The organism is Sedimentisphaera salicampi (genome assembly GCF_002117005.1).
GTDB lineage: Bacteria > Planctomycetota > Phycisphaerae > Sedimentisphaerales > Sedimentisphaeraceae > Sedimentisphaera > Sedimentisphaera salicampi.
In genome coordinates, this window is sequence record NZ_CP021023.1 from 1,322,735 (window position 1) to 1,346,979 (window position 24,245).

Genomic DNA, 24,245 nt, shown 5'->3' on the forward strand with positions numbered 1-24,245 from the left:
CTTTCGAAAGGTTTAAAGAACTCCTCAAAGAGCAAGTCCAACCAAATCGAGTTATCAGTTAAAAGCAGTGATTGACCACTTCCGAGATGCTCTGAGCGGCTGCTTTTTTGGGGAAAAAGACGGCGAGCGAACAATTGAGCTTTCCGGAGTGGCTCATTGTCCACCGCTTTCGTGTATATTCGGCAGGCCGGAGCAAAGGCGACGTTTCATAGCCGCAGACATTTAATTTGCCCGAAATCAGGACGAATGCGACAAATTGGACAACGAACTTTTGCAAGGACAGCCCGTCTGAGATAAGGCATAATCAGTTTCCTCGGAACTCCTTTTGATCCTTCCAAAATCATTTCAGAGGCCATGCGTCTGGGCAGTAGTCCAGCCAGTAGTCTGCTAAAATTGCGCAATCTATCATATCGACATTAAAATCGTTGTTCAGATCTGCTTGAGCTGCTCCGCTCAGCCAGTTATCTGCCATATTCAGCAGATCTTCATTACACACTCTGCAGGCCTGCACGGCATCGAGCACAGAGAAATTTATCCAGCCGATATTTTCTCCCCAAGCCCAGCCGGCAAACTCACCTTCCGCATCAATGGTTACTCCGCCGTGGGTTGGTGCAAAATTGATCCAGCCTGCGTTCTCAGCCCAAGCGAAGCCTGAAAGGTTCCCGCTGCCGTCATTTTCAATGCCTCCATAGCTTGAGGGCGAGAGGTTGATCCAGCCGATATTCTCTGCCCAAACAAACCCTTCAACCGAATCAGAAGACACGTGAACACCGCTGCCCTGAGCGGGCTGGAAATTCAGCCAGCCTGCGTTTTCGCTCCATGCATACTGATTGCCGTCGTCGTATGGGTCTATATTTTCAGCAGAAACAGGCAGCCCAGCAGAGAAAATCAGAAAGGCAATCACAGAAAAACTTTTTATATAAGTATTCATTTAAGCCCCTTTCTATCGAATTAGCTTTGCGGTATTACGGTGCATGATTACTCCCAAGTGTGCTGCCGGCAGAATAAATATTCGAGTTTCCGTTATCCACGGCAGTATTGCTGTCTATGTACCCGTCTGAGCTGGCGTGAATTCCGTAGGTTGAATTCTCGCAGGCCACATTATCAACAAAGAGGCAGTTGTAAGTCCCGTGAATGCCTCCGCTGCCGTTACTGTTAGCAGTATTGCCTTTTATGCAGCAATTATCACCAGCATAGATGCCGTAATTATAGTTTGAAGAAACAAGATTGCCTATTATCCTGCATCCGTCCTGCGTTTGAATACCCTTTTCCTCGTTGCTGATGCAAACATTATCCTTAATTATGCTAGGCCCATTGCTGTTTATTCCTGAATCACCGTTCCAGCAGCACCTGTTGCCTTCAACATTATTTCTACGGTAAACAACTATGCCGTTAGAGCCATTGTTACTGACATCATTATTCCTTACTGTTCCTCCGCCGCTGCTGAGTACAATACCATCGTTGCTGTTGTCTCTGATTATGCAGTTTTCGATTATATGCTTGCCGCCTGAGAGAGATATCGCATCGAAAGAAGTATGAGCGGCTCCTGTTCCAGCAACAGTAACCCCAAATATTCTATGCCCTTTTGCATTTCCATAGCTGTTGTATTCGGCTATTCCACAGTTTGCGAAGCCTTCAACAGTTCCGTTCAAGATGCTCACATTCCGGCAGCTCTGCATTAGGATTCCAGTGCCTGTAGAACCTTCCACAGCTGATAGCGTGCAGCCGCTGAGATCAATTGTAACGTTGTTTACGCCTGAACCAATATAGATGCCGGTTGAGGAGCATACTCTGCTGCCGGTGAGGTAGTAGGAGCCTGATTCCTCAATCTCGAATGTGCTAACTGGAGTCTCTGAGCCAGGGATTGGGATTCGCGGCTCAACCTCATCAAGGGTTTTCATTGTACCCGAGGATGGAGGAGCTGAGGGCTCAAGCTCGCCCGCTGACAAAGCTGCCGAGAAGCTCAATACAAAAAGAAAGGCGATAGAAATGCATACTGATTTTTTTGTGAATTTCATTTTGAAATCCTTTCATTAAAAACAACTCTTAAACTTTGCAGAAATACAAAAACTGCAAACTATCTATTTCAAAGAAAGATTTCGCAGACAATAAACATCTGCAAAATTGTCGAAAATCAGTGTGCTGTGTTTATGGTGAAAAATAAAAATGCGAAACAACAAACAAGTACGAGATTAGATTAGCATAATAAAAAACGGTTTCAAGTTAAATCGCACTGAAACGGTTGGATTTACGGGAAAACTGGAACAAATACGAGTTGCATAAGCCGGTTTGAATATAGCTCATTTCTGTTTCATCGGTGCTTTGAGAGCCTTGAGCGGTAAGCCGTCTTTATCGAACAGAGCCATCGCCCCGTTCATCCACGTATGCATACCTTTTACATTGATGGATTCGGGATACCAATAGAATATACCGATGCATTTGCCGTTCGGGGTGGATTTTGCGGTTTTTGTGAGCTCTTTGAGGAATTGGGCCTGCCCTTTTTCGTTCATAGGCCAAGCCATACGTTCTTCTGTCCAATCGCCTTTACCCTGCGAGAATTTTTCTTTGTGCGGGTAGGCTGTTTCAGCGATTATGATTTCCTTATCGTATCTGTCCGCCATAAACTCAAGATTTTTCCCAATCTCCTCAAGCGTTCCATGCCACCAGGGATAGCAGCTCTGGGCAATAACATCGTAATCAACTCTGTACTTTTCCATATGATCGAAGAAGGTTTTTGTGGCAGAGACATTCCCGCCAAGTGCTGTATGGATAACGGTTTTGATTCTCTTACCCTCGGGCGAAGCCTTACGAACGCCTCGGATTCCCGCCTTGATCAGATGCGCAAACCTCAGCCAGCTCTTTTCATTCTTCCATTCTATCTTTCCCTCAGGCCAAAGGAAACCCGGATTGATTTCGTTGCCGATTTGCACCATCTCTGGACAGATCCCCTTATCGCAGAAGCTTTTGATAACCCTTGCGGTATAGCTCTCCACCTTCTCTCTGAGGCGGTAGAAATCAAGGTTTTTCCATTCTGCCGGTTTACGCTGATGCCCTGGGTCTGCCCATGTGTCTGAATAATGCAGATCCAGCAGGAGATCCATACCAGCGGTTTTCGCCCTTTCTGCGAGCTTCAGCGTGTATTCAAGGTCGTTTACAACAGCCCCCTTGTGGTTTGGATTTACAAAAAGCCTAAGCCTTGCGCAGTTCCATCCGTTTTGGGTAAAAAGCTCTATAGGGTCTGCTGGCTGGCCGTCAGATTTGAATTCACCGCCCATTTGCTCAATCTTGGCAAGAGCTGAGATATCAGCGCCATAGTAAAATTCGCCTTCAACCTTCTCTTCCGCAGGGCAGAGAACTGATAGAAACACACTCGTTAGAAAAATTGCTGCTTTGCTGAACATCAAGAAATTCCCTGAATTTTAATACAAAATTATATTTCTTAACATTAGATGTTTGAAAGGCGGAAAAATTTTCCAAAAAATCAGAGAATCTCAGCAACTTTTAAAGAATCTCAAACAAATTCTATAAAACAGATGCCGCAGCCGGACTTCCTGCCTGCGTTTTACCGAATCGCTCTAACTTCAAGTTTGTCGATATTCATTCCACTTTGGCCGGCAGTATTGAGCTTAATGATATTCGATCCGAGCCTCATCTTTCGCTTTACCTTCAGGCTGCGCCAGTCATTCTGCCAGTTGGAGGTGCTTTCGAATCGCAGCTTTTCAGGGCTATGATCGTTGAAAATCAGCTCCATATCTCGGCCGCCGTCGGGGTCGCTGCCGGCATAATGGAATATAAGCCACACTGACTCCCCGCCGCCGTCTGTGGTTACAGACCATTCAATCCCGCCTTCACTGCCCTTGAAATCGAGATACCCGGTTCCTGTGTATCCCCTGCCGGCTTTTGCGAAATTTGCTCCATCAAAATCTGCCGATTCGGCCTCGTAGTAAACGCCTTTTTCCTCGAGCTTTGCCTGCTGCCATACAAGGCCTTCATCGCCGAAGCTTTCCTCACATTCAAGCACAAGCTCGTCATCAGCGTAAATCCAAGCCTTTACAACGCATTTTTCCGGAATACTGAAAGGTGCATAATACTGCTTGGCATCGCTGATCCCCGCCTGCTCGCCAACTGCATATTTCACCTTTGTTTCCAGCCTTTCAGGCGAGCCTGCAAGAGCAATCTGTGCAACATCAATAGCGGCTTTATTTGAAGTAATCTGCCTTTTCTCGCCGAGGATTGATGCGGCTAAAAGAAGAGCGTCTCCGGTTTCCTGTCCGCTTCGAACGTATGCCTTTGCCAGCCCCATAAAGGCCTTCCTGTCCGGCTTGTTGTGCGTTTCCACATCAATTGGACTGCCGCTGCCTGTGGCCTTGATCTCACCTGCCCCGAAGAGCCTGAAGTAAACGCGGTTTTCACCGTAGGGGTAGAAATTGCCGCTTTCATCGGTAATACTTGCAGCAACCTGCGCGTAATCTCTGCCCCCTGCCTTCAGTGAGGAATTGTCGGTTTCAAGTTTGATTCCCGCAGGGGATGAAGCTGTTCGAACAGTTTCGCTGCAAACAAGCTTGCCGTCAATATACCCTTCAGCCTTAATTTCGCCCGGCTCCCAGGGAACGAGCCATTCGCCGTTCATCTTATCCCAGCGGCTCACATCAAGCTCCTGCAAGCCGAGATTTTCGCCATTGCAGTACAGCTTTACCTCCTGACAGTTGGAATAAACGTGAACGGGTATTTCTGTACCTTCGGGCATTTTCGGGTGTGTCCAGTGCGGGAGGATATGCACCATAGGCTCCTTCGCACCGTCTTTCCAGAGGCTCTTGTAGAGGTAGTAGGCATCTTTTGGGAAGTTGGCCATATCTATCACGCCGCTGTTGAAGAGCTTGAACGGCCAGCCGCCGGAGATATACCCCGCCTCGCCTATATAATCGAAGGCCGTCCAGCGGTACGAACCGCTGAGCCAGTCGTTATTCTGCGTTTTCAACTCAAAATGACGCACATTATCCCGCACGGTGCTGTTATCGTAAGAAGAATTGAAGCAGCGTTTGTATGAGTGGGAGTCTGTCCAGTCGTAATGAAAGATTTCCCGTTCGGTTAAGTCGGGGATATCAAGAGTCCTGCCCTTTTTGAAGCCGTCGCGATACCAAGTTTGAGTTCTGTAACTTCCACGTACGTGCCATGTATGAACACATTCTGTGCCTATAAACGGCTTATCCGAAGGGTTTTTGTAGCTCACGGCCTCCGTTCTTCCGTTTTCGCCGAAAACCGGCATCATCTTCGAGCTTGAGCTCCCGCTTGTAACCTTGCGTGTTGGATCGAGCTGGCCGCAAATCCGCACCATCTTCTCTGCAATCTCATTGCCGTGGGTTTCGTTCCCGAGACTCCAAATAATGACGCTGGGATGGTTTCTGTCTCGCCGAAGCCAGTCGGTAAGGTCTGTTTTCCACCAACGGTCGAAATCAAGGGCTCCGTAGTCCTGAGCGGCTTTCCGCTTCCACCCGTCGAATATTTCATCCATCACCATAAGGCCTATCCTGTCGCATATATCATAGAATACCGGCGGCCTTGGGTAATGCGATGTTCGAACCGAATTGCAGCCCATATCCTTAACCATCTCCAGCCTCTGCTCAAGAATCTTATCCGGAACAGCCGCCCCCAGCGGTCCTGCATCAATGTGCATACACATCCCGCGGATCTTGATATTATTTCCGTTGAGAAAGAAGCCTTTATCTGCGTCCCAGCGGGTAGTTCTTATGCCGAAATTCTCGGTATATGTATCTATTGTATTGCCGCCCTCCAAAAGCTCTATATTGAGTCTGTAGAGCGAGGGAGAATCAGGAGACCAGAGCTTAGGGGATTTAATATTGAAAGCCGGAGAATATTTGAATTCCCCGCAAGCGGGCACAACAAACTCATCAGACACCTCTTCCGCTGCTTTTTTGCCTGAAGGGGCGGCTACTGCTGTCCTGCATACAATCTTCCGGGCAGAATCAGAAGTATTTCGGATTTTTATGCCTGCATCAACGCGTGCAGAATCGCCTTTGAGCTCCGAGATAATCTGAGCTCCCCACTTGGCCACTCTAACCTTTTCAGCAGCGGTAATCCAAGTATGGGCGTAGATTCCAGAGCCTGTGTACCATCTGGCGGCAGGCTGTTTTGTGTTGTCCACACGCACAGCTATCAGCACCTTATCCCTGCCCTGAATATGGGGCGTTAGGTCGTATGAAAACGAGATCCAGCCGTAGGGTCGGTGGCCGAGCTTTTTCCCGTCAACGAATACTGTTGACTTTCGGAATACACCGTCGAAATCTATACGGACATCTTTGCCTTCCCAGCGTGCAGGGATTTCCAGCTCTTTTCTGTACCAGCCTATGCCCGTGGGCAAATAGCCGCATCTCGGGCCTGAAGGGTTGGATTTATCATAATCGCCTTCAATGCTCCAGTCGTGAGGTACATCTATAACGCTCCAGCCATCATCATCAAAGCCAGTCTTCTCTGCACCGGAGAAATCGCCGCGTGAGAATTTCCAGTCGAAATCAAAGCTTACCCTTTCCCTTGCAAAAACAGAGATGCACAGAACAAACAGCAAAAACGTTAATCTTTTCATTGGAGAATCCTTTATTTAACCCTTCAGTCTTTATTAATTCGTCTTTAACAGATATATTGCGTGAGAGGGAGAGAATTTACGCAAAAAATAAAAAAAACTGAGCAGGCCTGTAAGCCGGGTTCTGTTCCGCTGGTGCGGAGCCGATCATTTAACTGGACTGAATGTTGCCATTCAGCTCTGCACTTATGCAAGCAACCTACCCGCCGGTATTTGCCGGGCCGGCACCGGCATACTTGGTCTTGCAGGCGGAGGGGTTTGCCGTGCCGGAAACGTCGCCGCTTCCGCGGTGCGCTCTTACCGCACCATTTCACCATTACCTGCGGCATAATGCCCATCGGCTGTATGTTTTCTGCTGCACTTTCCCTCGGATCGCTCCGGGTGGCCGTTAGCCACCTCCGTGCCCTTTCCTGCCCGGACTTTCCTCCGGCATATCTCAGCCGGCGATCGGCCGGTCTGCTCAGTTCAGATTTGCTTTTACTCTATCGGAGGGTTCTTTGTTCCCTGCTGAATCGACTTGAGGGTTTTATCGGAAGGATTGAAGATTGAAGCGAGCTGGCCTGTAAGATCCTTCATTTCAGCGGTTTCAAGATTAGAATCCCATTTGCTGACAAGCCTATCCGCCCCTGATTTCGCAAGGATCTTATCCACCCTGCCGCTAACCTTCTCGAGAATCATATCCGCTGGTTCGCCGCTGAAAGCCATTGTGTGGAACTTTTTCTGAAGCTCGTTCATCTGCTCTTCTATCGCATCAGCGACTTTTGTTTTTCCGGCGGCATCAGCTTTTTCATGTTCCGATCGCTTATCCTTGAGAAAACTATTAAACATCTCGGAATTTGCGTAGGCTATTGCAACTGCCCTCGGATCGTAACAGGCTATTTCGATACTTTCTTTTTTAAAAGTTTCGGTGTTCCATAAGTCGCTTTTCTCAGCTGCCTTGACATAGAAATCCCTCAGCTCTTCAGAGCTGCCGGTAAGGAAGAGATATTCAGGTGATTTTTCTTTCATAACGTAAGGCGTTCCGGAATCCGGAATATACTCTTTCGCCTTCTGATATTCAATGAAAGCGAGTTTGATCTTTTGAGAACTTACATCTTTCACCAGCAGGGTATTATAAAACGGCAGAAGCTGGTTGTAATAGAAAACGCTGATATCCTTACCGCCAAATTTCAGGTCTTTTGTTTTCGGGATAATCTCAGCAAAAAGCAGACCATCGGCCTTCAGGAGCTTTAAATTGAATACCCCAATTTTTGAGTCGGGGCCTTCTCCTTCATCCTGATTTTCGATAGTAAGTTCATAATCTTTCTTGCCGGGATTGATGAAATGGGCACCTATATTGCTGTCATCAACTTTCGCATCCAGGTCATTGGAGCGTTTGATCTCAGCATAAAATTTGCCGTCTTCACTAACCCACCGCCCTTCAATATTCTCATCTGTTACCTGAGAGGTGGCATCGGCCATACTGTTAATCGAAACGACTCCACAACCGGAGAGGAAGGCAGAGGCAAAGAGCCCTAAAACTGCAATGACAAATACTTTAATTTTCATAATCAACTCCTTTAAAAATATCAGTTATTAACAGACACTATTCTAACAAATCATCGGAGGAAACCGAAATATGTTTTTCAAAATTTTCGGCCGGCTCGGGAAAATCCTCCCTGAAATGCACCCCCCTGCTCTCTTTTCTCTCGAGAGCTGAATTTGCCATCAGAAGAGCGGTTGTAAGCATATTCTGGCATTCCCAGCCCTCTGCGGCATCAAACACCTTATCCATAACGTATCTCTGCCAGAACTGGATTATTTCGATCGTTTCGCGGAGAGTCTGCTCTTTCCTTGAAATACCTACATTCCTCCACATAAGAGCACGAAGAGAATTGCGGATATCGGCAGTATCAAGCATACTGCGGTCTGAAACTTCAATATCGTACTTGATTTTGCTGAATTCATTTTCAGAGCCGTTTTCCTGCAGGCCGCCGGCGGCGTTTCTGCCCGCCTCTCTGCCAAACACAAGCCCTTCGGCTAGCGAGTTGCTTGCGAGCCTGTTGGCCCCGTGCAGGCCTGTAGCTGCGCACTCCCCGCAGGCAAAGAGCCCTGGGATGCTTGCAGCAGCGTTCTGGTCTGTCTGGATACCGCCAATCATATAATGCGCACTTGGGCGAACGGGAATCAGATCCTTCTCGGGGTCTATATCGAATTCTTTCAGAAAGCTGAAGATATACGGAAATCGCCGCTGGAAGAAGCCCTTCTCAAAATGCCTTACATCAAGGAAAACGTGTGTAGTGTTTGTCTTTCTGATCTGCTTTATTATAGACCTGCTCACGATGTCCCTCGGGGCAAGCTCCGCACGTTCATCGTAATCGAACATAAAGCGGGAGTTGTTCGAATCCACCAGCACTCCGCCCTCGCCACGAAGAGCCTCAGATACAAGGGCTCTGGTAGCCCCTGCAACGTAAAGCGTGGTAGGGTGAAACTGTATGAATTCCATATCCGCAAGCTCCGCTCCCGCGCGGAACGCCATCGCAATCCCATCGCCCGTGGCTACGGATGGATTGGTCGTTTCGCGGTAGAGCCGGCCTGCCCCTCCCGTTGCGAGGATTACCGAATTAGCCCAAATAAGCTCCAAATCGTTCCTGCTGTTGAGCCCGTATATACCGGAACATTTGCCGTTTTCTCCGGTAACAATATCGATAGTGAAGAAATCCTCCATGAGTGTTATCCGCGGATGCTCGGAGGCCTTCTTCAGAAGCGTTTGGGAAATGGCTTTTCCTGTGGAGTCTCCGAAGGCGTGCGCAACTCTGCTAGCGCTGTGTCCTGCTTCGAGGGTGGCAGCGATTTCGCCCGAATCGTTCAGGTCGAATTCTGTGCCCCATTTATGGAGCTCGTCAATCAGCTCGGGGGTTTCTGCTACAACCTTCTGCACAGAAGCCTCCCTGCACAGCCCGCAGCCTGCATCAAGGGTGTCTTTGGTGTGCTTTTCAGGACTGTCGCCCTCCTTCATAACAGCAGCTATTCCGCCCTGCGCTGCCCAAGTGTTGCTTTTGGTGAGCGAGCGTTTGGACACCACCGTTACATTGCAGCTCTTTGCAGCCTCCAGAGCCGCCCTGAGCCCGGAAATACCGCTTCCCACAACAATCACATCTGTAAACAGATGCTTGGCCGTGCGGGTGCTTATATTTGTAAGGTATCTTCTAAAAAAGGGAATCTTCATTTTTAAGCCTTACTCTCTTCTGTTTTTGATTTTCTTTTCCCTTCCCATTTGCCTTCTCTCTGAATGGTGCTGACGGAACATCAGCTTTATCGGCACCTCGCTTACAGGAAGAAGGTCTCTTAGGCGATTCAGCATAAACCGCTGGTAGTTTTCATCGAAGAGGTCTGGGCGGTTTACGAATACGAGCAGCGAAATCGGCTGCACCGCCACCTGCGTTGCGTAGTATATCTTCGGGAAAACGCCCTTATCGCTTTTGCCGGTTCTTTGGGCCTTGATAATCTCCATAGCCTCATTCACCTTGCTTGTGGGCAGTTCCATAGTGCTCTGCTTGAACAGCTCTTTCGCAAGATCGAGGGTGCTGGAGATGTTCCTGCCTTCTGTGGCTGTGGTAAAGGCTATCGGTGCATACCTGAGACCCGGGAAGGTTTCAGTGAGGTAATCGGAAAAGTCTTCCGGCTCGGCGTCGTAGCCCTCTTCAAGGATCTTGTCCCACTTGTTTATCACGAAGATGCAGGGCTTCATATAGTCTGTTACCATCCTTGCGAGCTTCTTATCCACCTGCGAGGACGGCAAAACCGCATCGATCAGAAACAGCACCACATCCGCCCGCCTGATAGATTTCTCCGCACGCGTGTAGCTGTAATATTCGATGCTGTCGGCCATCTTGCCCTTCTTGCGAACGCCTGCTGTATCGATAAGCGTCATGGGTTGGCCGTCCTTGAGGAAACGAACATCAACCGCATCGCGGGTTGTACCTTCAACCTCGCTTACAATCATCCGCTCTTCGCCGAGAACAGAATTAACAAAGCTTGATTTGCCTGCATTCCGCTTGCCCACAACAGCAATTTTCATAAAAGCCTCTTCGGGCTTCTCGGAGGGTATATCTGCCACCTTCTCGCTGATCTTCTCAAGCAGATACGATTTATTGAGATTGTTAGCCGCAGATACACATACGGCCTCACCGAAACCGAGCCTCATAAATTCTACAGCCCTTGAGAACATTCCGGCATCATCAGCTTTATTCGCTGCAAGCAGAACATTCGACCCATTTTTCCTGAGCAGCCTCGCTATCTGCTCATCTGAAGGTGTGAGCCCCTCTCTGATGTCTACGAGAAACACCACAAGGTCCGCCTCTTTAACGGCGCGCTCGATCTGGGAATTGATATCGCTGCTGAGCTCGCGGCTGTCGAATATACCGTACCCGCCGGTATCAACAAGCTCAAAGTATATGTCCTCGTATTCAAGCAGAATGCTGATTCTGTCTCTGGTTACTCCCGGGGTCGCCTCTACGATGCTTATCATAGAGCCTGCCAGAGAATTCAAAAGAGAGCTCTTGCCCACATTCGGCCTGCCTACTATTGCTATTTTGGGAAGCGGCATTAATTAACCTTAAAATAGAGTTATTAACAAAAATTCTATATGTTTACCAAACACTAATTATACAGCCTATATACATAAAAACAATTCCAACTGGAATAACTGCGTGAGTTTGCTCGAGTTTTTTTGGGCATTTCTAAAAACCCGACAATCATAAGATTCGATACTCTTCTCAACTACGATGAGCAAGGAGGATTTTGAGATATTTTTTTGGCGAAGCTTTGGCTTTGTGCCGGGACGTATTGGCGAATCAGTGCGGACGCGGTTGATCTTAAGAGAATCAGCTGAAATTTCGGTTAATCAGCGTTGAGCAAAGACCTCTGCCAAAAAATATTATCTCACACTTTGTGAAAGTTTTGGGGGGATGGACTTTTAAAATTTTGCCTGATAGGTATAATCCATCTTCCGGCAAGTTTCAAAAATGCTAACATTATTACAGGAATTTATTTTATGCTTGAAAAGATTAACCCTGCACAGACTACAGCTTGGGAGAAACTCAGCGAACATTTTGCTGAGATGGGAAACGCTCATATGAGAGATTTATTCAGCGAAGACTCCGAGAGATTTGAAAAGTTTTCTCTGAAATTTGAAGATATCCTTCTGGATTTTTCGAAAAACAGAATCGCCGAAAAAACCCTCTTTCTCCTTTTTAACCTCGCAGAAGAGACAAAGCTCAAAGAGTCAGCCGAGAAGGAGTTTGCCGGCGAGAAAATAAACGAAACTGAAGGCAGGGCTGTTTTGCATACTGCCCTTAGAAAAAGCTCTGATGGGCCGGTTTACGTTGACGGCGAGGACGTAATGCCGAAGGTGAAGGCGGTTCGCTCGCAGATGAAAGAGTTCTGCGATAAGCTCCTCAGCGGTCAGTGGAAAGGCTGCACCGGCCGGAAGATTACCGATGTTGTGAATATCGGCATAGGCGGCTCTGATTTAGGCCCCGTGATGGTTACTGAAGCCCTGAAGCCGTACTGGAAGGGTATTACACCTCATTTTGTTTCCAACGTTGACGGCTCGCATATATGCGAGACGCTCAAGAAAATCGATCCGGAAACAACGCTCTTTATCGTTGCCTCCAAAACCTTCACCACTCAGGAAACAATGACAAACGCCCATACTGCCCGCCGGTGGTTTATAGAGAAAGCTGGCAGTGAAGAGGCAGTAGCAAAACATTTTGTCGCTGTTTCAACCAATCAGAATGAAGTGGAAAAATTCGGCATAGACCCTGAAAATATGTTCGTATTCTGGGACTGGGTTGGCGGAAGGTATTCGTTGTGGTCCGCAATCGGGCTTTCAATCGCCTGCACCATCGGTTACGAGAATTTTTCATCGCTGCTTGAAGGTGCGGAAGCTATGGACATCCATTTCAGAAATGAGCCTTTCGAGAAGAATATGCCCGTTATCCTCGCCCTAATCGGCATCTGGTACAACAATTTCTTCCAAGCGGAAACTGAGGCAATCCTGCCATACGATCAGTATATGCACAGATTCAGCGCATATTTCCAGCAGGGTAATATGGAGAGCAACGGCAAATCAGTTGACCGCTCAGGCGAGCCTGTGGATTATCAGACTGGCCCGATTGTGTGGGGCGAGCCCGGAACTAACGGCCAGCACGCATTCTATCAGCTTATTCATCAGGGAACAAAGCTTATTCCCTGCGACTTTATTGCCCCGGCTCAAACACACAACCCTGAATCAGACCACCACAGCAAACTGCTCTCAAACTTCTTCGCCCAAACCGAAGCGCTGATGATGGGCAAGACAGAACAGCAGGTTAGAGCAGAGCTGAAAGACGCCGGCAAAACAGAAGAGCAGATCGAAATCCTCCTTCCGTTCAAGGTGTTTGAAGGCAATAAACCCACAAATTCGATTCTCGTTAAGAAAATAACCCCCAGAACCCTCGGCAGCCTGATTGCAATGTATGAACACAAGATCTTCGCTCAGGGAGTTATCTGGAATATATTCAGCTTCGATCAGTGGGGCGTGGAGCTGGGTAAGCAGCTTGCTAAATCCATCCTCCCGGAACTCAAAGATACAGGCAGCGTTGATTCCCACGACGCCTCGACAAACGGCCTGATAAACGCATATAAATCAATGAGATGATATGCCGCTTTTGGTCTTCGTGAATTTGACTCTTTGTTAAGCGATTCATTTGTGATAGAATAATTGGGCGGGACAGGATCTTTCTATTATGTGCCTAAGGAAGTTCAAAAAAGTGTTTTTGCTTTATTAGGCCATTCTGAATATCTGAAGCTCCCTAAAAGAGGAACAAACCCAAGAGGAGTTCAAATATCTGCTATGGCCTTTAGTGAAATATTAGAGCATAAAGATACTTTTCAAATTCAGGTACAATGGGATAAAAGCGATTTAGAATTTGATGCATATAAATGCTGGCTTGATATGTGGGAGGAGCAGTAAGATGGGCTCAGGTACAAAAACATCGTCTTTCGGAACGAGCAAGAGAATAAATCACGATTCTAGCGGATTTTATAATTCCAAGATTTATTCTAATTTGGGCGGAGGCTCTGAATCCAAACCCGATAATGAGCTCCCCGAAGAGCTTTTGGACACAGTAATAAAGGCTGATGCTCAAAATATGAAGGAGATTCCTGATAATTCGCTTCATCTGATGATAACTTCTCCTCCTTACAATGTTTCTAAAGATTACGATGACAATCTTGATCTTGATGAGTATCTTGATTTGCTGAAAAACGTTTACTCTGAAACCTACAGAGTTTTGGTAAACGGCGGGAGGGTGTGCGTTAATATTGCAAATATTGGCCGGAAACCCTACATCCCGCTCTCAGATTTCATATCTCGGATAATGCTTGATATTGGCTTCAAAATGCGGGGTGAGGTTATTTGGAATAAAGGCTCTGGTGCAGGCGTCTCGATGGCTTGGGGGAGCTGGAAATCAGCTTCTAATCCTGTTTTGAGGGATGTTCATGAGTATATATTGATTTTTTCAAAGGGTGATTTCAAGAGGCCGAGGAAAGACAAAGAAAACACCATAAGCAAGGAAAATTTTATGGAATGGACTAAGTCTGTGTGGAATATGAACACCGAGTCTGCAAAACGGGTTGGACATCCCGCTCCATTCCCTGAAGAGCTTCCAAGAAGGCTTATAGAGCTGTATTCTTATAAGGATGATGTGATATTGGATCCCTTTATGGGCAGCGGGACAACCGCATTAGCAGCGATGAAAACGGATCGCAAATATGTGGGATACGAGATAGATCATGGCTATTTGGATGTGTGCAGAAAGAGGATCGATAAATACATTCAGCAGAAGAAGCAGGAAGATTCTTGTTTGTTTTGAAAGCTGAGTTTTCTGAAGCCATTAAAAGGGCCGGTATGAATTTCCTGCCCTTTCTTTTTTGGTTTTTCAGTTAAAGAAGATTTCAAATTACATTGCATTATTAGTGAAATTTTTTATTTTTTCCCGTAAAATAAGCTTTCTCAGGGTATAAAAGGCTGAGAGATTATGCTTGATAAAGTAAGAAATATAGAGTTTGTAAACCTGCTTACTTCAAACTATCACAGGATATACAATTTTATCCTCTCGATGGTTCCAAATCGTACTGAGGCCGATGATATTATGCAGGAGGCCTCGATTGTGATGATGGAGAAGTTTGAAGAGCTCAAAAGCAGTGATGAGTTTCTGCCTTGGGCATTTACGATTGCCAAATTTCAGGTACTCAAATACCTGAAGAAAAAAGGCGACAGGGCTGTGCTTAACGAAAAGCTCATCCGTCTTCTTTCCGAGCAGAGCAGGAAGAGATCAGAAAATCTGGACGACTGGATTGATGCCCTTCAGGAGTGCGTGGGCAAGCTCCCGAATTTCGACAGAGAGCTGGTTGATATGAAATACAATCAGCAGTGCACTGCCAATGAAATTTCGGGGCATACAGGCCTTCCGGCTCCAAAAGTTTACAGGCGGATATATAAAATTCATGAACTGCTCCAGCGATGCGTGAGATTCGTGATGGGGGAGACAAATAAATGACGGAAAAAGATAAAATAAGGTTAAGAATGCTTACGGTGGGCTCTGTGGAAACGGGGCTTTCGCCTAAAGAAAAGGCAGAGCTGGAAAGTATGCTTGAAAGCTCGGAGGATGCCCGAAGCTTCTACTTGGACCTGATCGCAATAAATACGGCTCTTGGGAAAGTCGGCGGGGAGGCTGTGAGCTTTCAAGGCAAAGACTTCGATAAGATATGCCGTCAGATTGAACAAATGGAGCTTACTGCGCCCTGCGCATGCAGGCCGAAGCAGCAGGAGGATAATCCTATTCCCTCTGCTGAAAATAAAAGCCAAGGCTGGAAAGCACGGTTTACTGCCGTAAGATGGATTGAGAGGTCTGCACTGGCTGCTGCAGTGCTCTGCGTAATTTTCCTGCTGTATCAGCTTTATTATGTTAATGTGTATGTCCCGAGCAGGCCTCATCAGGTGGCTCAGATAGCTGATTCTTCAGAAGCTCTCTGGCAGGGAAGCAAGCCTGTAGAGAATGAAAACGGAGTTTATCTTCGCAGTTCAAAGGAATATCAGCTTAAGGGGGGGGTTGCAAAGATCCTTCTCTCTAACGGTGTGGAGTTTCTGCTTGAAGAAGAAGCCAAGTTTGAGATTGAGAACGCCGAAAGGGTAAATGTCCTTGAAGGGAGTGCCTATTTTAAGGTTCCCTCCACATGCATCGGCTTTATCGCTGACACTCCAACCTCCAGAATTATAGATTTAGGCACAGAATTTGGGGTTTCTGTTCTCTCAGGAGGCTCTTCAGAGCTTCATATGTTCAGGGGCAGGTGTTCTATGGCGCCCCGCATCGAAAACAGAACAAAGAGCGCAAAACTGTTTGAGGAGGGTGATGCTGTGAAGATCTCCGAAAAAGGCGAAACCGGCGAGATACCTCAAAGCTCCACCGGTTTCCTGAGGCTAATGGACTCCTCCAAAAACTTCTACTGGCACGGGGAAAACATCAGCCTCGCCGATATCCTCGGCGGGGGCTCAGGAACGGGGACAGGTGTAATAGGCAAAGCCGTGGACATCGCTTCCGGCAGGTATGTAGAAAGGATTACAAGGCTTCAGTCCCGCAAGGCAGGTTACAGACTTGTTCCTTCAAGCGAGATTGTTGACGGGGTTTTTATTCCGGACGGCGAGGATGCCTCGCAGGTTACTTCTAAAAATCATATCTACGACGGTTTTGAGGATACAAGCGGTACCTGCTGGGCTCCGATCTCAAACGGTCCTGATCTAAATGGTACTCATAATTATTACAATCAAAGAGTCGTTATAAATGGCCAGTTATACGGAACTAAAGAAAATCCTGCTTTGTATATGCATTCTAACTCCGCCGTTACATTCGACCTCAGAGCCGTGCGGGCAATGCTTCCCGGCCAGAGAATAGCGGAATTCAGAACCATGTACGGCGTACCTCGATATGAAAAACGCGGAGGCGCAGATAGCCATAAGAGCACAAATGCAGATTTCACTGTGCTTATAGACGGGGCTGAGATCCTGAAAAAAGAGCAGGTGAAATACGGCCAGGCCTTCGATTTCCGCAAACAAATACCCGAAGATGCAGAATTCCTTACCCTCGCATGCACAGATGCAAACGGCTCGCCTCATCAGGATTGGGGCGTTTTCGCAAGGCCTGAGCTGGTTATAGAACAGGATTGACAAGAATTTGCAGGCGCGAACCTTTCTGTTCGCCCTTTTATCCGCTGCAAAAAATGCTTAATACTACAGCCAAGCGGCATCCGCCTAAGACGTATGCCGCTTTCAGAATCTGATTATAAGCTTATGGGTTTAATGTCCAGCCGGTTCGCCGAGAATGGTTTTGAGCTCCGAGAGCTTCTCATTGAGCACCTCCTCGCTCTTAGCTTCCATATTTAGCCTGAGGAAGGGCTCGGTGTTGCTAGGCCTAACATTCACCCACCAGTCCTTGAACTGGATTGTAATTCCGTCAAGGTCGTCTATCTTGCCGTCGCCAAATTTATGTTTGAGCTCTTTTAGCATCGCCTCTTTGTCTTCCACTTCGAAATTCAGCTCGCCTGAAGCGAAATATCTTCTCAGCGGGGCAATCAATTCTGATACAGTTTTCTCAGAGCGGCTGAGGATATTGAGCATATGAACGAATGTGATCATTCCCGAATCGGTATTGAAACTGTCTCGATAGTAGAAGTGTCCGGAGAGCTCGCCGCCGAATACGGCATGGCTGTCTCTGAGCGTCTTTTTCATAAATGAATGACCAACCCGCTCGCGTCTGGGCGTTCCGCCGGCCTTAATTATCTCTTCCTGCACTACCCAGCTGCTGCGGAGATCGTAAACCACTGTCCCGCTGTTATTCTCCTGTTCGAGGAAATAGGGCACCATCAGAGCTGTCAGAATATCGCATCCGATGCTTCTGCCCGTCTCATCTATCATAAGCAGCCGGTCAGCGTCGCCGTCGAAACATACACCTACATCGGCTTTTTCAGCTTTGATAAGCTCCTTGAGCTCAGCAAGGTTCTCTTCTACAAGCGGATTCGGTTCGTGCTTGAATGTTCCGTCAGTGGTTTCGTTGAGGATTTCCAGCTCTATCGGCAAATCGCCAAAGATAAGCGGCACCATCTTCCCCGCCATACCGTTGGAAGCATCCACTGCCACCTTCAGAGGCTTTATGCTGCTGTCGAGAAATTTGAGTATGTGCTTTTTATATTCCTCTGTAAGGTCCACCTCAGTAACCTCTCCTGTGGGGTTGCCTTTGGTATGCAGAAGAGATGTGGCGATATGTTTGATATCAGCAAGGCCGGTAGCCTGCCCAACGGGCTTGGCCTCAAGACCGCTGATTTTGAACCCGTTGTATGCTGCGGGATTGTGGCTCGCTGTAACCTGCACGCCTCCGCAAGTGCCGAAGTGATTGATTGCGAAGTACATCTGCGGAGTATCAATAACGCCGATATCAATAACGTTAGTGCCGGCACATCTCATTCCCTCGATTAGAGCCTTTGAGAGCGAGGGGCTGTGCTTTCGCATATCCCTGCCCACACAAACCGCCTGAGCGTTTTCCTGCCCGCGGTCGTAGCCGCGAAGGTGAGAGCGGAGGAACTGCGCCGAGGCGTAGCCTATTTTCCAAGCCGCTTCTTCATCAAACTGCTCTTTGTAAATGCCGCGAATATCGTATGCTTTGAATATCTTTTCGTCGATCATAAAAATATCTCCTGTTTCATTTTGAAGTCAAGTTTGGCGTATTGTATTTTTTACTCAGCTTATTTCCAGTGAAATAACAGTGAAATTATTGAAGAATGAAGATTTATACAGAATATTCAGGGCAAATTTGCAAGAGAAACATTTTTTAAGACACTTTAGTGTTTTCTGTACAGCTTTAATAAGTTTTAGTAAAATACAGCTTTATAAATTAGCCTACTTTGGAGATATTTCGCTATGAGCCAAAATAATAATCGCTCTGGGGTTTTCGAGGCTTCTGCTGCCCGAATCACTCATTACGGAGAAAAGATATGCAGGCTTGCATTCACCCTCAGCGGCGAGGGTGCAAAGGCATTCGAGCTCGCCTCGCCCGGTCAGTTTGCTCAGTTTCAGGTGGAAGGGCTGGCTCTGCCTTCCGAGCTTCCGGAAGGGCTTGAGGATAAGGCAGTCCGCCAGCCGATTCTCAGAAGACCTTTCAGCTTTCTGGATGTTTATCGAGACGGTGAGGATATGATAGTTGAGATAATGTGCGATATTATCGGCACGGGCACTGCCCGGCTAAGCGCACTAAACACCGGCGATAAGGTAAGCATCCTAGGCCCCTTGGGCAGAGGTTTCGAGAAGCCTGCCGAAGGCAGGAAGGTTATTGGGGTTGCAGGCGGAATAGGCATACCGCCAGTGGAGCATTTTCTCCGCCAGCTCTGCAGGGATAACCCGAGGCAGGAATGTTTTGCTTTTGCCGGAGCGCGGTGTAAGGCAGATATGCCAATAGCGAGCGTTCAGCAGGGCAAAGACCCTGCAAAAGAAGAATACAGCTTCTGCAGGCATTTTGCCGCAGCCACAGACGACGGGTCTTTCGGTAAAAATGGGCTTGTAACCGAGGCGTTTGAAAGCTGGTTTGCAGATTCTGGGCTCGCCGGCGAAGAATGCGAGATAGCGGTCTGCGGGCCTGAACCTATGCTGAAAGCAATAGCAAAAACTGCCCATAAGCTCGGAATCAGGACTCAGGTAAGTCTTGAGAAAATGATGGCCTGCGGAATCGGCGTATGCCAGAGCTGCGTTGTGCCGGTAAAAAAAGGTGATGGCAGCGAGGAAAATAAACTCTGCTGCAAAGACGGGCCAGTCTTTGACAGCCGCGAGGTGTTTCCTGAATAAACAACATAGAAACGGATAAATGTATGTCAAAAGTGAATGAAATAATTAAATTTGCAGGGCTGAATCTGAAAAATCCAGTGTTTACAGCTTCTGGCACCTGCGGCTATATAGACGAACTTGATGACTATATGGATATTGAACAGCTTGGCGGCTGGATAACAAAGAGCATTACGCTCAAACCCCGCAAGGGCAATCCCGCACCTCGTGTTGTCGAAACGAACGGAGGTATGCTCAATGCGATAGGTCTTGCGAATATTGGAGTAGAGAAATTTATCGCTGAGAAGCTTCCGCTAATAAGGCAGAAGGATACTGCTGTTTTTGTGAATGTTGCCGGCCAGAAGATTGATGAGTATGTTGAGCTGGCCTCAAAACTTTCTGATAAAGACGGAATATCAGGATTAGAGCTGAATATAAGCTGCCCGAATGTCAAAGAAGGCGGCATATCCTTCGGCACAGACCCAGCCCAGATAAAAGAGATTACAAGCGAAGTTAAGCCGGCTTGCGGGGATAAGCCCCTTATGGTAAAGCTTACTCCTTCTGTAACAGATATAAGTAAAACCGCAGAAGCTGCAGTTATAGGCGGGGCAGACGCTCTGAGCCTCGTAAACACATTCACAGCAATGGTGATAGATGTTCGTTCCAGAACTCCCGTACTGGCAAACCGGACTGGGGGGCTCTCCGGCCCGGCAATAAAACCGATGGCAGTTTACCTTGTAAGCAGGGTTTATCAGGACGTGGCAAAATACGCAGAGATTCCGATTATGGGGCTTGGAGGCATAAGAAACGGCTCAGACGCTGCTGAGTTTATGATTGCAGGAGCGTCTGCTGTGAGCGTGGGCACTTCAACATTCGCAAGTCCTGATGCTTCTTTGAGAGTTGCAGATGGTTTGAGGCGTTTTTGCGAATCTGAGGGTATAAAAAAAATAAGCGAGCTTACCGGCTCACTTAATTGAGATCTTCTACAAATATATACGCTTTGAAAATAAAACTGTTTAAAAAGAGCGAGCGGCGCCAGGAGGGAAGCGCCGCTCTGTGTGTTGTAAGTTATTGGTTGGAGTTGTTGTTAGTGTACTGTCTGGTTGCGTTGGTTGTAGCGTTTATTGGTTATTAACTTATTACTTAATACTTTTTACTTTTCAATTTGTTCGAGCAAAGTTAAGATTTTTTAATCTTTTTCACATTTACTTCCACATTTACCTTTACTCTCATCGCCGCAGGATTGTTCGACTTTTTCGCATTTCTGCTTGTTTTTATTGCATCCGTCTTCTGAGCAACCGCATCCGCCGCAAGATAAAGAAGCCTCTTGTGAGACTGAGCTTGCCGGCATTGATTCTGAGCCTGCAAGAGCGGGGAGCGTGAGAGCTGATGCAGCCAGTAAGGCCGCTACTGCCATCGCTGTTAAGTATTTAGTTTTCATTTTGAGCCCCTTTCAGTAAAGTTTAATTTCTTTCAAGAAGATTTTACTTTCGCCTTCAAGGCTTGTTCGAAGAAAAGGGCTTAAATTTTTGAAAAAATGAAAACTGTTTAATATTCAATTCATAAAGAGCAAACAAAATGGGAGAAGACAAACTTATTAATCGCTGATTTCTCCCACTGGGAAGCATTTTATTTTACTATTATGAAAATGCAACGAAAAAATAAAAAAAATTTAATTTTTTTGCCTCCCCGGTTCGAAAAAATACGTTCCTGTTAGTTTCAGTTTTCTGAATTGTTTATTTTTTCGGGCAAATGTCCTGCCAGGAGCATACCAGCCGGGCGGAGCGTTTCAAACTGCATCAGAATTATTCTTATAATTGCGGTGATCGGTGCAGCAAGGAACATCCCGGGTATCCCCCAGAGCAGCCCCCAGAATGTAAGACTGAACAGTACGGTTACAGGGTGCAGATTCAGGCCTTTTCCGAGTATTCTAGGCTCTATTACGTTCCCAATCGTAAATTCCACAACCGCTGGGGATGCGATAACAGCCGCTGCCATCCAGGGATTCCCGAATTGAGCTAAAACCACCGGCACTGGCAGGAGACTCGCTATAATTGAACCAAGAGAGGGGATATAGTTGAGCAGGAATGCGAGGGTGCCGAATACCACAGCAAGCTTTAGATTGAAAGCGCTGAGGATTGCCCATACAAGAAGGCCGGTCAGAACGGACATTATTGTCTTGATTATGAGGTATTTACGCACCTGATGGTCGATTTCGGCATATATACCCTTCTGGATAACGTAGGGATTACGACCAACCAGCAGGAACATAACAAAGATTGATACGAGTGTAAATTTGGAGAGAAAGCTCATAATCGTCCCGAAAGTTCCCGAAACGATTCTCGGGATATAGCTTCGTATCTGAGAGGTGAGCTGGGCACGGTCCAGTTCGATGCCGAAAAGATCGCTCTTCCAAAGGTATTTTTCAATAAACCCCACGTAAGTGTCTGTATAGCTGTTGGCTGTTCGAAGGAGTATGCTGATTGTATTGACAAGCAGAATGCATATAACCGCCAGTATAACAATCACCAAGAGCATTGAGGTGGCGATGGCGATTTTGCGTGATACGTTGAGCTTGATTACCTGATAGTCCAGTATCGGCGAGACAAGCTGCACTATGAAAACCGCAAACGTGAAGGGTATCATAATGGAGCTGGAATATTGCAGCACAAAACCTATCGCAACTGAAGCGAGTATCAGAAGCGAGGCAGTAACTAAGTAACTCTGCTCTTTGTTTAATTCCTCCATATGGATATGCTTATAGTTATTTGGGGCGGAAAGTCAACCTTCAGGAAATTTTCATTTTCATATCTCCGGTGTTTGAAAGCCTAATACTCCTGTAAGCTTATACCTCCCAATCCGCTGGCGGCAATAGTCTTCCGCCGCAAAAAATTACCCGTAACCTCTCAAAACTCCTTTCTTTGATTTTTTCGCAATTAAGATGCCTAAGTCAGGAGAAACTTGCCTTCGGAATTCTGCCTACCCGCTAAAACTTCCTCGAACGCTCAAGCGTATCGGCTAATTTAGCCACAACATCCTCTGTCTCTGGGTCTGAGAGTTCCAGTATGTCCTTCAGCGCGTCGCCGATATGGGGGAGGTAGGTTTTGATGTAGCTTCGTTTTGCCAGTTCCTGTTTGATTTTTTTCTGCCGCCTGAGATACACCCCGAGTTTTCTGCCGCACTCCTGAACAGCGAGCTTAATCTCCTTGATTATCTCGGGGTAATGGGCGATCGCTTCCTTGCTTTCGCTGGTAAACGGCACCCACACCGAGGCCACATGCACCATCAGAATAAGCGGGCCTGCGGGCAAGGCCCCTTTGCTCTGGCTCAGAGCGTAGTTGCGCCAGTTAATATCCAGCACTGCCTTGTGTATCGCACCGGCAGACTGCTGATAAAGCAGGGGCACACGGTTTGCAATGCGTTTTAGCTGCATAAGCTGCTTAGTATCCTCGTCGCTGCTGTCTTTATCACTTCCGTTCTGGAACCCGTATGCAAGAGCTGCTTCCACAAGGAAAGGATTTCCCCTGTAAACACTGGGCTTTCGCGTGCAGGTTGCATAGAAATCTGCTTCCACAACCCGCCTTATCCCCTCTTCGAGCCGCTCTTCCCCGATTGGTCCGATGCAGCTTGTGGAGGGTGCCATAATCTTTGTTTCGTTTACAACTTTATGGAGCTGATCTATCTCGGGCAGGCTCGCCTTCGAGGGCTTGAGCGAAAGGCTCAGACCTGCATCTTTTGTAATCTTTTTTGCAAGATTAACGCTAACCCTTGAAAACTCCTTGTTGAGAAATTCGGGCAGTTTTTTTGTTTTGCTGTCCTGAGCCATCTGATAGAGCATCCCAACCTCCACGCCGTAGGGATGGGGCTTTATCTCGATTGGGATAAACGGCATCTCACTGCTCTGCCGCTGGTATTCGTAGTGTTCGCCGTCGGGGGAATCGTAAGTGATTATTGCATGCGGGTTTGCCATAGCTGTCTGCACGATATACTCATCCACAGACTGCCTGCCTTTGTTGTACCTGCCCTCAAGGATTATCTTAACGGCTGTCCCCGTGGAATGGGGAAAATCTTCCTCCTGACCCTCTTCCACTATCACGGGTCTGTTCTTGGCTGTATCGATCTTCAGCTTGCAGTAGTAGCCGTGGTGTTTTGAGCTCGTCCTCGATACCACCTCCACAGGCTCGCCGGTAGTGATAAGGCCGTACATACCAGCAGCGCTTATACCAATGCCCTGCTGCCCGCGGCTCATTTTGAGCGAGTGGAATTTACTGCCGTACAGGAGGCGGGCAAAGATATTCGGCACCTGCCTTTTCACGATCCCAGGTCCGTTATCCCGTATTACAACCTGATATTTGTTTTCGGTAATCTGCTTGATTGATATATAAATCTCAGGCAGGATATGCGCCTCCTCGCACGCATCCAAGGCGTTGTCAACGGCCTCTTTTATTGTAGTTAGCAGCGCCTTTTTCGGATTGTCAAAACCGAGGAGGTGGCGGTTTTTGGCAAAAAATTCACTTATGCTTATGTCCCGCTGCTTGCCGGCCATCGTTTCGGCTGTTGCACCGGTTTTCTTCTTCCCAGACGCTGTATTCCTGTTTTTCGGCTGATCTAAAAGTGTATTAGATGTTTTATCACTCATCCCTGAATTCCTAAGAAAAACAATTCCTGCTTAATGCTAAATTCTGAAAGCGGGATTATACTCATTTTCGCCTGCTTTTACAGACCATTTTGCTTGAATCTGCCCTGAGTATGCAACAA

At 47.2% G+C, this 24,245-nt stretch carries 18 protein-coding genes and 1 other RNA gene; 7 read left to right on the forward strand and 12 right to left on the reverse strand.

Going from position 1 to position 24,245, the window contains the following annotated elements; genetic code table 11:
• Positions 1–340: 340 nt before the first annotated feature.
• From STSP1_RS04975 to der, 8 genes are all read right to left on the reverse strand, one after another.
• Complete coding sequence (locus STSP1_RS04975; protein WP_085755292.1) at positions 341–931, reverse strand: hypothetical protein; 591 nt, start codon at positions 929–931, stop codon at positions 341–343.
• 34 nt (positions 932–965) lie between these two features.
• Positions 966–2,018: a right-handed parallel beta-helix repeat-containing protein gene (locus STSP1_RS04980; protein WP_085755293.1), complete on the reverse strand. Its 1,053-nt coding sequence runs from the start codon at positions 2,016–2,018 to the stop codon at positions 966–968.
• A 282-nt stretch (positions 2,019–2,300) separates the two neighbouring features.
• Positions 2,301–3,401: a glycoside hydrolase family 53 protein gene (locus STSP1_RS04985; protein ID WP_085755294.1), complete on the reverse strand. Its 1,101-nt coding sequence runs from the start codon at positions 3,399–3,401 to the stop codon at positions 2,301–2,303.
• Positions 3,402–3,562: 161 nt separating this feature from the next.
• Complete coding sequence (locus tag STSP1_RS04990; protein WP_085755295.1) at positions 3,563–6,601, reverse strand: glycoside hydrolase family 2 TIM barrel-domain containing protein; 3,039 nt, start codon at positions 6,599–6,601, stop codon at positions 3,563–3,565.
• A gap of 94 nt (positions 6,602–6,695) precedes the next feature.
• Positions 6,696–7,061: RNase P RNA component class A (gene rnpB / locus STSP1_RS04995), an RNA gene on the reverse strand.
• Positions 7,062–7,075: 14 nt separating this feature from the next.
• Entirely contained in the window at positions 7,076–8,146 is a 1,071-nt protein-coding gene (locus STSP1_RS05000) for a hypothetical protein (RefSeq protein ID WP_085755296.1), read from the reverse strand.
• A gap of 37 nt (positions 8,147–8,183) precedes the next feature.
• On the reverse strand, positions 8,184–9,806 hold the full coding sequence (gene nadB, locus STSP1_RS05005) for an L-aspartate oxidase (RefSeq protein ID WP_085755297.1): 1,623 nt from the start codon (positions 9,804–9,806) through the stop codon (positions 8,184–8,186).
• 9 nt (positions 9,807–9,815) lie between these two features.
• A complete protein-coding gene (gene der, locus STSP1_RS05010; RefSeq protein ID WP_085755298.1) occupies positions 9,816–11,186 on the reverse strand; it encodes a ribosome biogenesis GTPase Der in 1,371 nt (456 codons plus the stop codon).
• A gap of 447 nt (positions 11,187–11,633) precedes the next feature.
• On the opposite strand from der, the gene pgi reads away from it, so the two are divergent.
• The 5 genes from pgi (at position 11,634) to STSP1_RS05035 (ending at position 16,847) form a co-directional block, all read left to right on the forward strand.
• On the forward strand, positions 11,634–13,280 hold the full coding sequence (gene pgi / locus STSP1_RS05015) for a glucose-6-phosphate isomerase (RefSeq protein ID WP_085755299.1): 1,647 nt from the start codon (positions 11,634–11,636) through the stop codon (positions 13,278–13,280).
• A 63-nt stretch (positions 13,281–13,343) separates the two neighbouring features.
• Positions 13,344–13,595, forward strand: coding sequence for a ThaI family type II restriction endonuclease (locus tag STSP1_RS05020; RefSeq protein ID WP_085755300.1), 252 nt, complete (start codon positions 13,344–13,346; stop codon positions 13,593–13,595).
• 1 nt (position 13,596) lies between these two features.
• Positions 13,597–14,496, forward strand: coding sequence for a DNA-methyltransferase (locus STSP1_RS05025; RefSeq protein ID WP_085755301.1), 900 nt, complete (start codon positions 13,597–13,599; stop codon positions 14,494–14,496).
• A gap of 165 nt (positions 14,497–14,661) precedes the next feature.
• Positions 14,662–15,183, forward strand: a complete 522-nt coding sequence (locus STSP1_RS05030; protein ID WP_085755302.1) for a sigma-70 family RNA polymerase sigma factor — start codon at positions 14,662–14,664, stop codon at positions 15,181–15,183.
• The gene (locus tag STSP1_RS05035; RefSeq protein ID WP_085755303.1) at positions 15,180–16,847 is read left to right on the forward strand and encodes an NPCBM/NEW2 domain-containing protein; all 1,668 of its coding nucleotides are present in this window, start codon (positions 15,180–15,182) and stop codon (positions 16,845–16,847) included. The genes STSP1_RS05030 and STSP1_RS05035 overlap by 4 nt, the downstream gene beginning before the upstream one ends.
• A 129-nt stretch (positions 16,848–16,976) precedes the next feature.
• Here the strand turns inward: STSP1_RS05035 and STSP1_RS05040 are convergent, their stop codons facing one another.
• Complete coding sequence (locus tag STSP1_RS05040; protein WP_085755304.1) at positions 16,977–18,359, reverse strand: phosphomannomutase/phosphoglucomutase; 1,383 nt, start codon at positions 18,357–18,359, stop codon at positions 16,977–16,979.
• 234 nt (positions 18,360–18,593) lie between these two features.
• Here STSP1_RS05040 and STSP1_RS05045 point away from each other — a divergent pair, with 234 nt between their 5' ends.
• Positions 18,594–19,511, forward strand: coding sequence for an iron-sulfur cluster-binding protein (locus tag STSP1_RS05045; protein WP_085755305.1), 918 nt, complete (start codon positions 18,594–18,596; stop codon positions 19,509–19,511).
• Between the two features lie 23 nt (positions 19,512–19,534).
• Positions 19,535–20,464, forward strand: coding sequence for a dihydroorotate dehydrogenase (locus STSP1_RS05050; RefSeq protein ID WP_085755306.1), 930 nt, complete (start codon positions 19,535–19,537; stop codon positions 20,462–20,464).
• Positions 20,465–20,676: 212 nt separating this feature from the next.
• Here the strand turns inward: STSP1_RS05050 and STSP1_RS05055 are convergent, their stop codons facing one another.
• From STSP1_RS05055 to STSP1_RS05065, 3 genes are all read right to left on the reverse strand, one after another.
• Positions 20,677–20,928, reverse strand: coding sequence for a hypothetical protein (locus STSP1_RS05055; RefSeq protein ID WP_085755307.1), 252 nt, complete (start codon positions 20,926–20,928; stop codon positions 20,677–20,679).
• 278 nt (positions 20,929–21,206) lie between these two features.
• Positions 21,207–22,235, reverse strand: coding sequence for an AI-2E family transporter (locus tag STSP1_RS05060; protein WP_085755308.1), 1,029 nt, complete (start codon positions 22,233–22,235; stop codon positions 21,207–21,209).
• A 238-nt stretch (positions 22,236–22,473) separates the two neighbouring features.
• Complete coding sequence (locus STSP1_RS05065; RefSeq protein ID WP_094759587.1) at positions 22,474–24,126, reverse strand: DNA topoisomerase VI subunit B; 1,653 nt, start codon at positions 24,124–24,126, stop codon at positions 22,474–22,476.
• Positions 24,127–24,245 lie beyond the last annotated feature (119 nt).

Excerpts from the sequence above, each read along its gene's own strand:
- STSP1_RS04975 (WP_085755292.1), bottom strand. The coding sequence starts at position 931 with ATGAATACTTATATAAAAAGTTTTTCTGTGATTGCCTTTCTGATTTTC.
- STSP1_RS04980 (WP_085755293.1), bottom strand. The coding sequence starts at position 2,018 with ATGAAATTCACAAAAAAATCAGTATGCATTTCTATCGCCTTTCTTTTT.
- STSP1_RS04985 (WP_085755294.1), bottom strand. The coding sequence starts at position 3,401 with ATGTTCAGCAAAGCAGCAATTTTTCTAACGAGTGTGTTTCTATCAGTT.
- STSP1_RS04990 (WP_085755295.1), bottom strand. The coding sequence starts at position 6,601 with ATGAAAAGATTAACGTTTTTGCTGTTTGTTCTGTGCATCTCTGTTTTT.
- STSP1_RS05000 (WP_085755296.1), bottom strand. The coding sequence starts at position 8,146 with ATGAAAATTAAAGTATTTGTCATTGCAGTTTTAGGGCTCTTTGCCTCT.
- nadB (WP_085755297.1), bottom strand. The coding sequence starts at position 9,806 with ATGAAGATTCCCTTTTTTAGAAGATACCTTACAAATATAAGCACCCGC.
- der (WP_085755298.1), bottom strand. The coding sequence starts at position 11,186 with ATGCCGCTTCCCAAAATAGCAATAGTAGGCAGGCCGAATGTGGGCAAG.
- pgi (WP_085755299.1), top strand. The coding sequence starts at position 11,634 with ATGCTTGAAAAGATTAACCCTGCACAGACTACAGCTTGGGAGAAACTC.
- STSP1_RS05025 (WP_085755301.1), top strand. The coding sequence starts at position 13,597 with ATGGGCTCAGGTACAAAAACATCGTCTTTCGGAACGAGCAAGAGAATA.
- STSP1_RS05030 (WP_085755302.1), top strand. The coding sequence starts at position 14,662 with ATGCTTGATAAAGTAAGAAATATAGAGTTTGTAAACCTGCTTACTTCA.
- STSP1_RS05035 (WP_085755303.1), top strand. The coding sequence starts at position 15,180 with ATGACGGAAAAAGATAAAATAAGGTTAAGAATGCTTACGGTGGGCTCT.
- STSP1_RS05040 (WP_085755304.1), bottom strand. The coding sequence starts at position 18,359 with ATGATCGACGAAAAGATATTCAAAGCATACGATATTCGCGGCATTTAC.
- STSP1_RS05045 (WP_085755305.1), top strand. The coding sequence starts at position 18,594 with ATGAGCCAAAATAATAATCGCTCTGGGGTTTTCGAGGCTTCTGCTGCC.
- STSP1_RS05050 (WP_085755306.1), top strand. The coding sequence starts at position 19,535 with ATGTCAAAAGTGAATGAAATAATTAAATTTGCAGGGCTGAATCTGAAA.
- STSP1_RS05055 (WP_085755307.1), bottom strand. The coding sequence starts at position 20,928 with ATGAAAACTAAATACTTAACAGCGATGGCAGTAGCGGCCTTACTGGCT.
- STSP1_RS05060 (WP_085755308.1), bottom strand. The coding sequence starts at position 22,235 with ATGGAGGAATTAAACAAAGAGCAGAGTTACTTAGTTACTGCCTCGCTT.
- STSP1_RS05065 (WP_094759587.1), bottom strand. The coding sequence starts at position 24,126 with ATGAGTGATAAAACATCTAATACACTTTTAGATCAGCCGAAAAACAGG.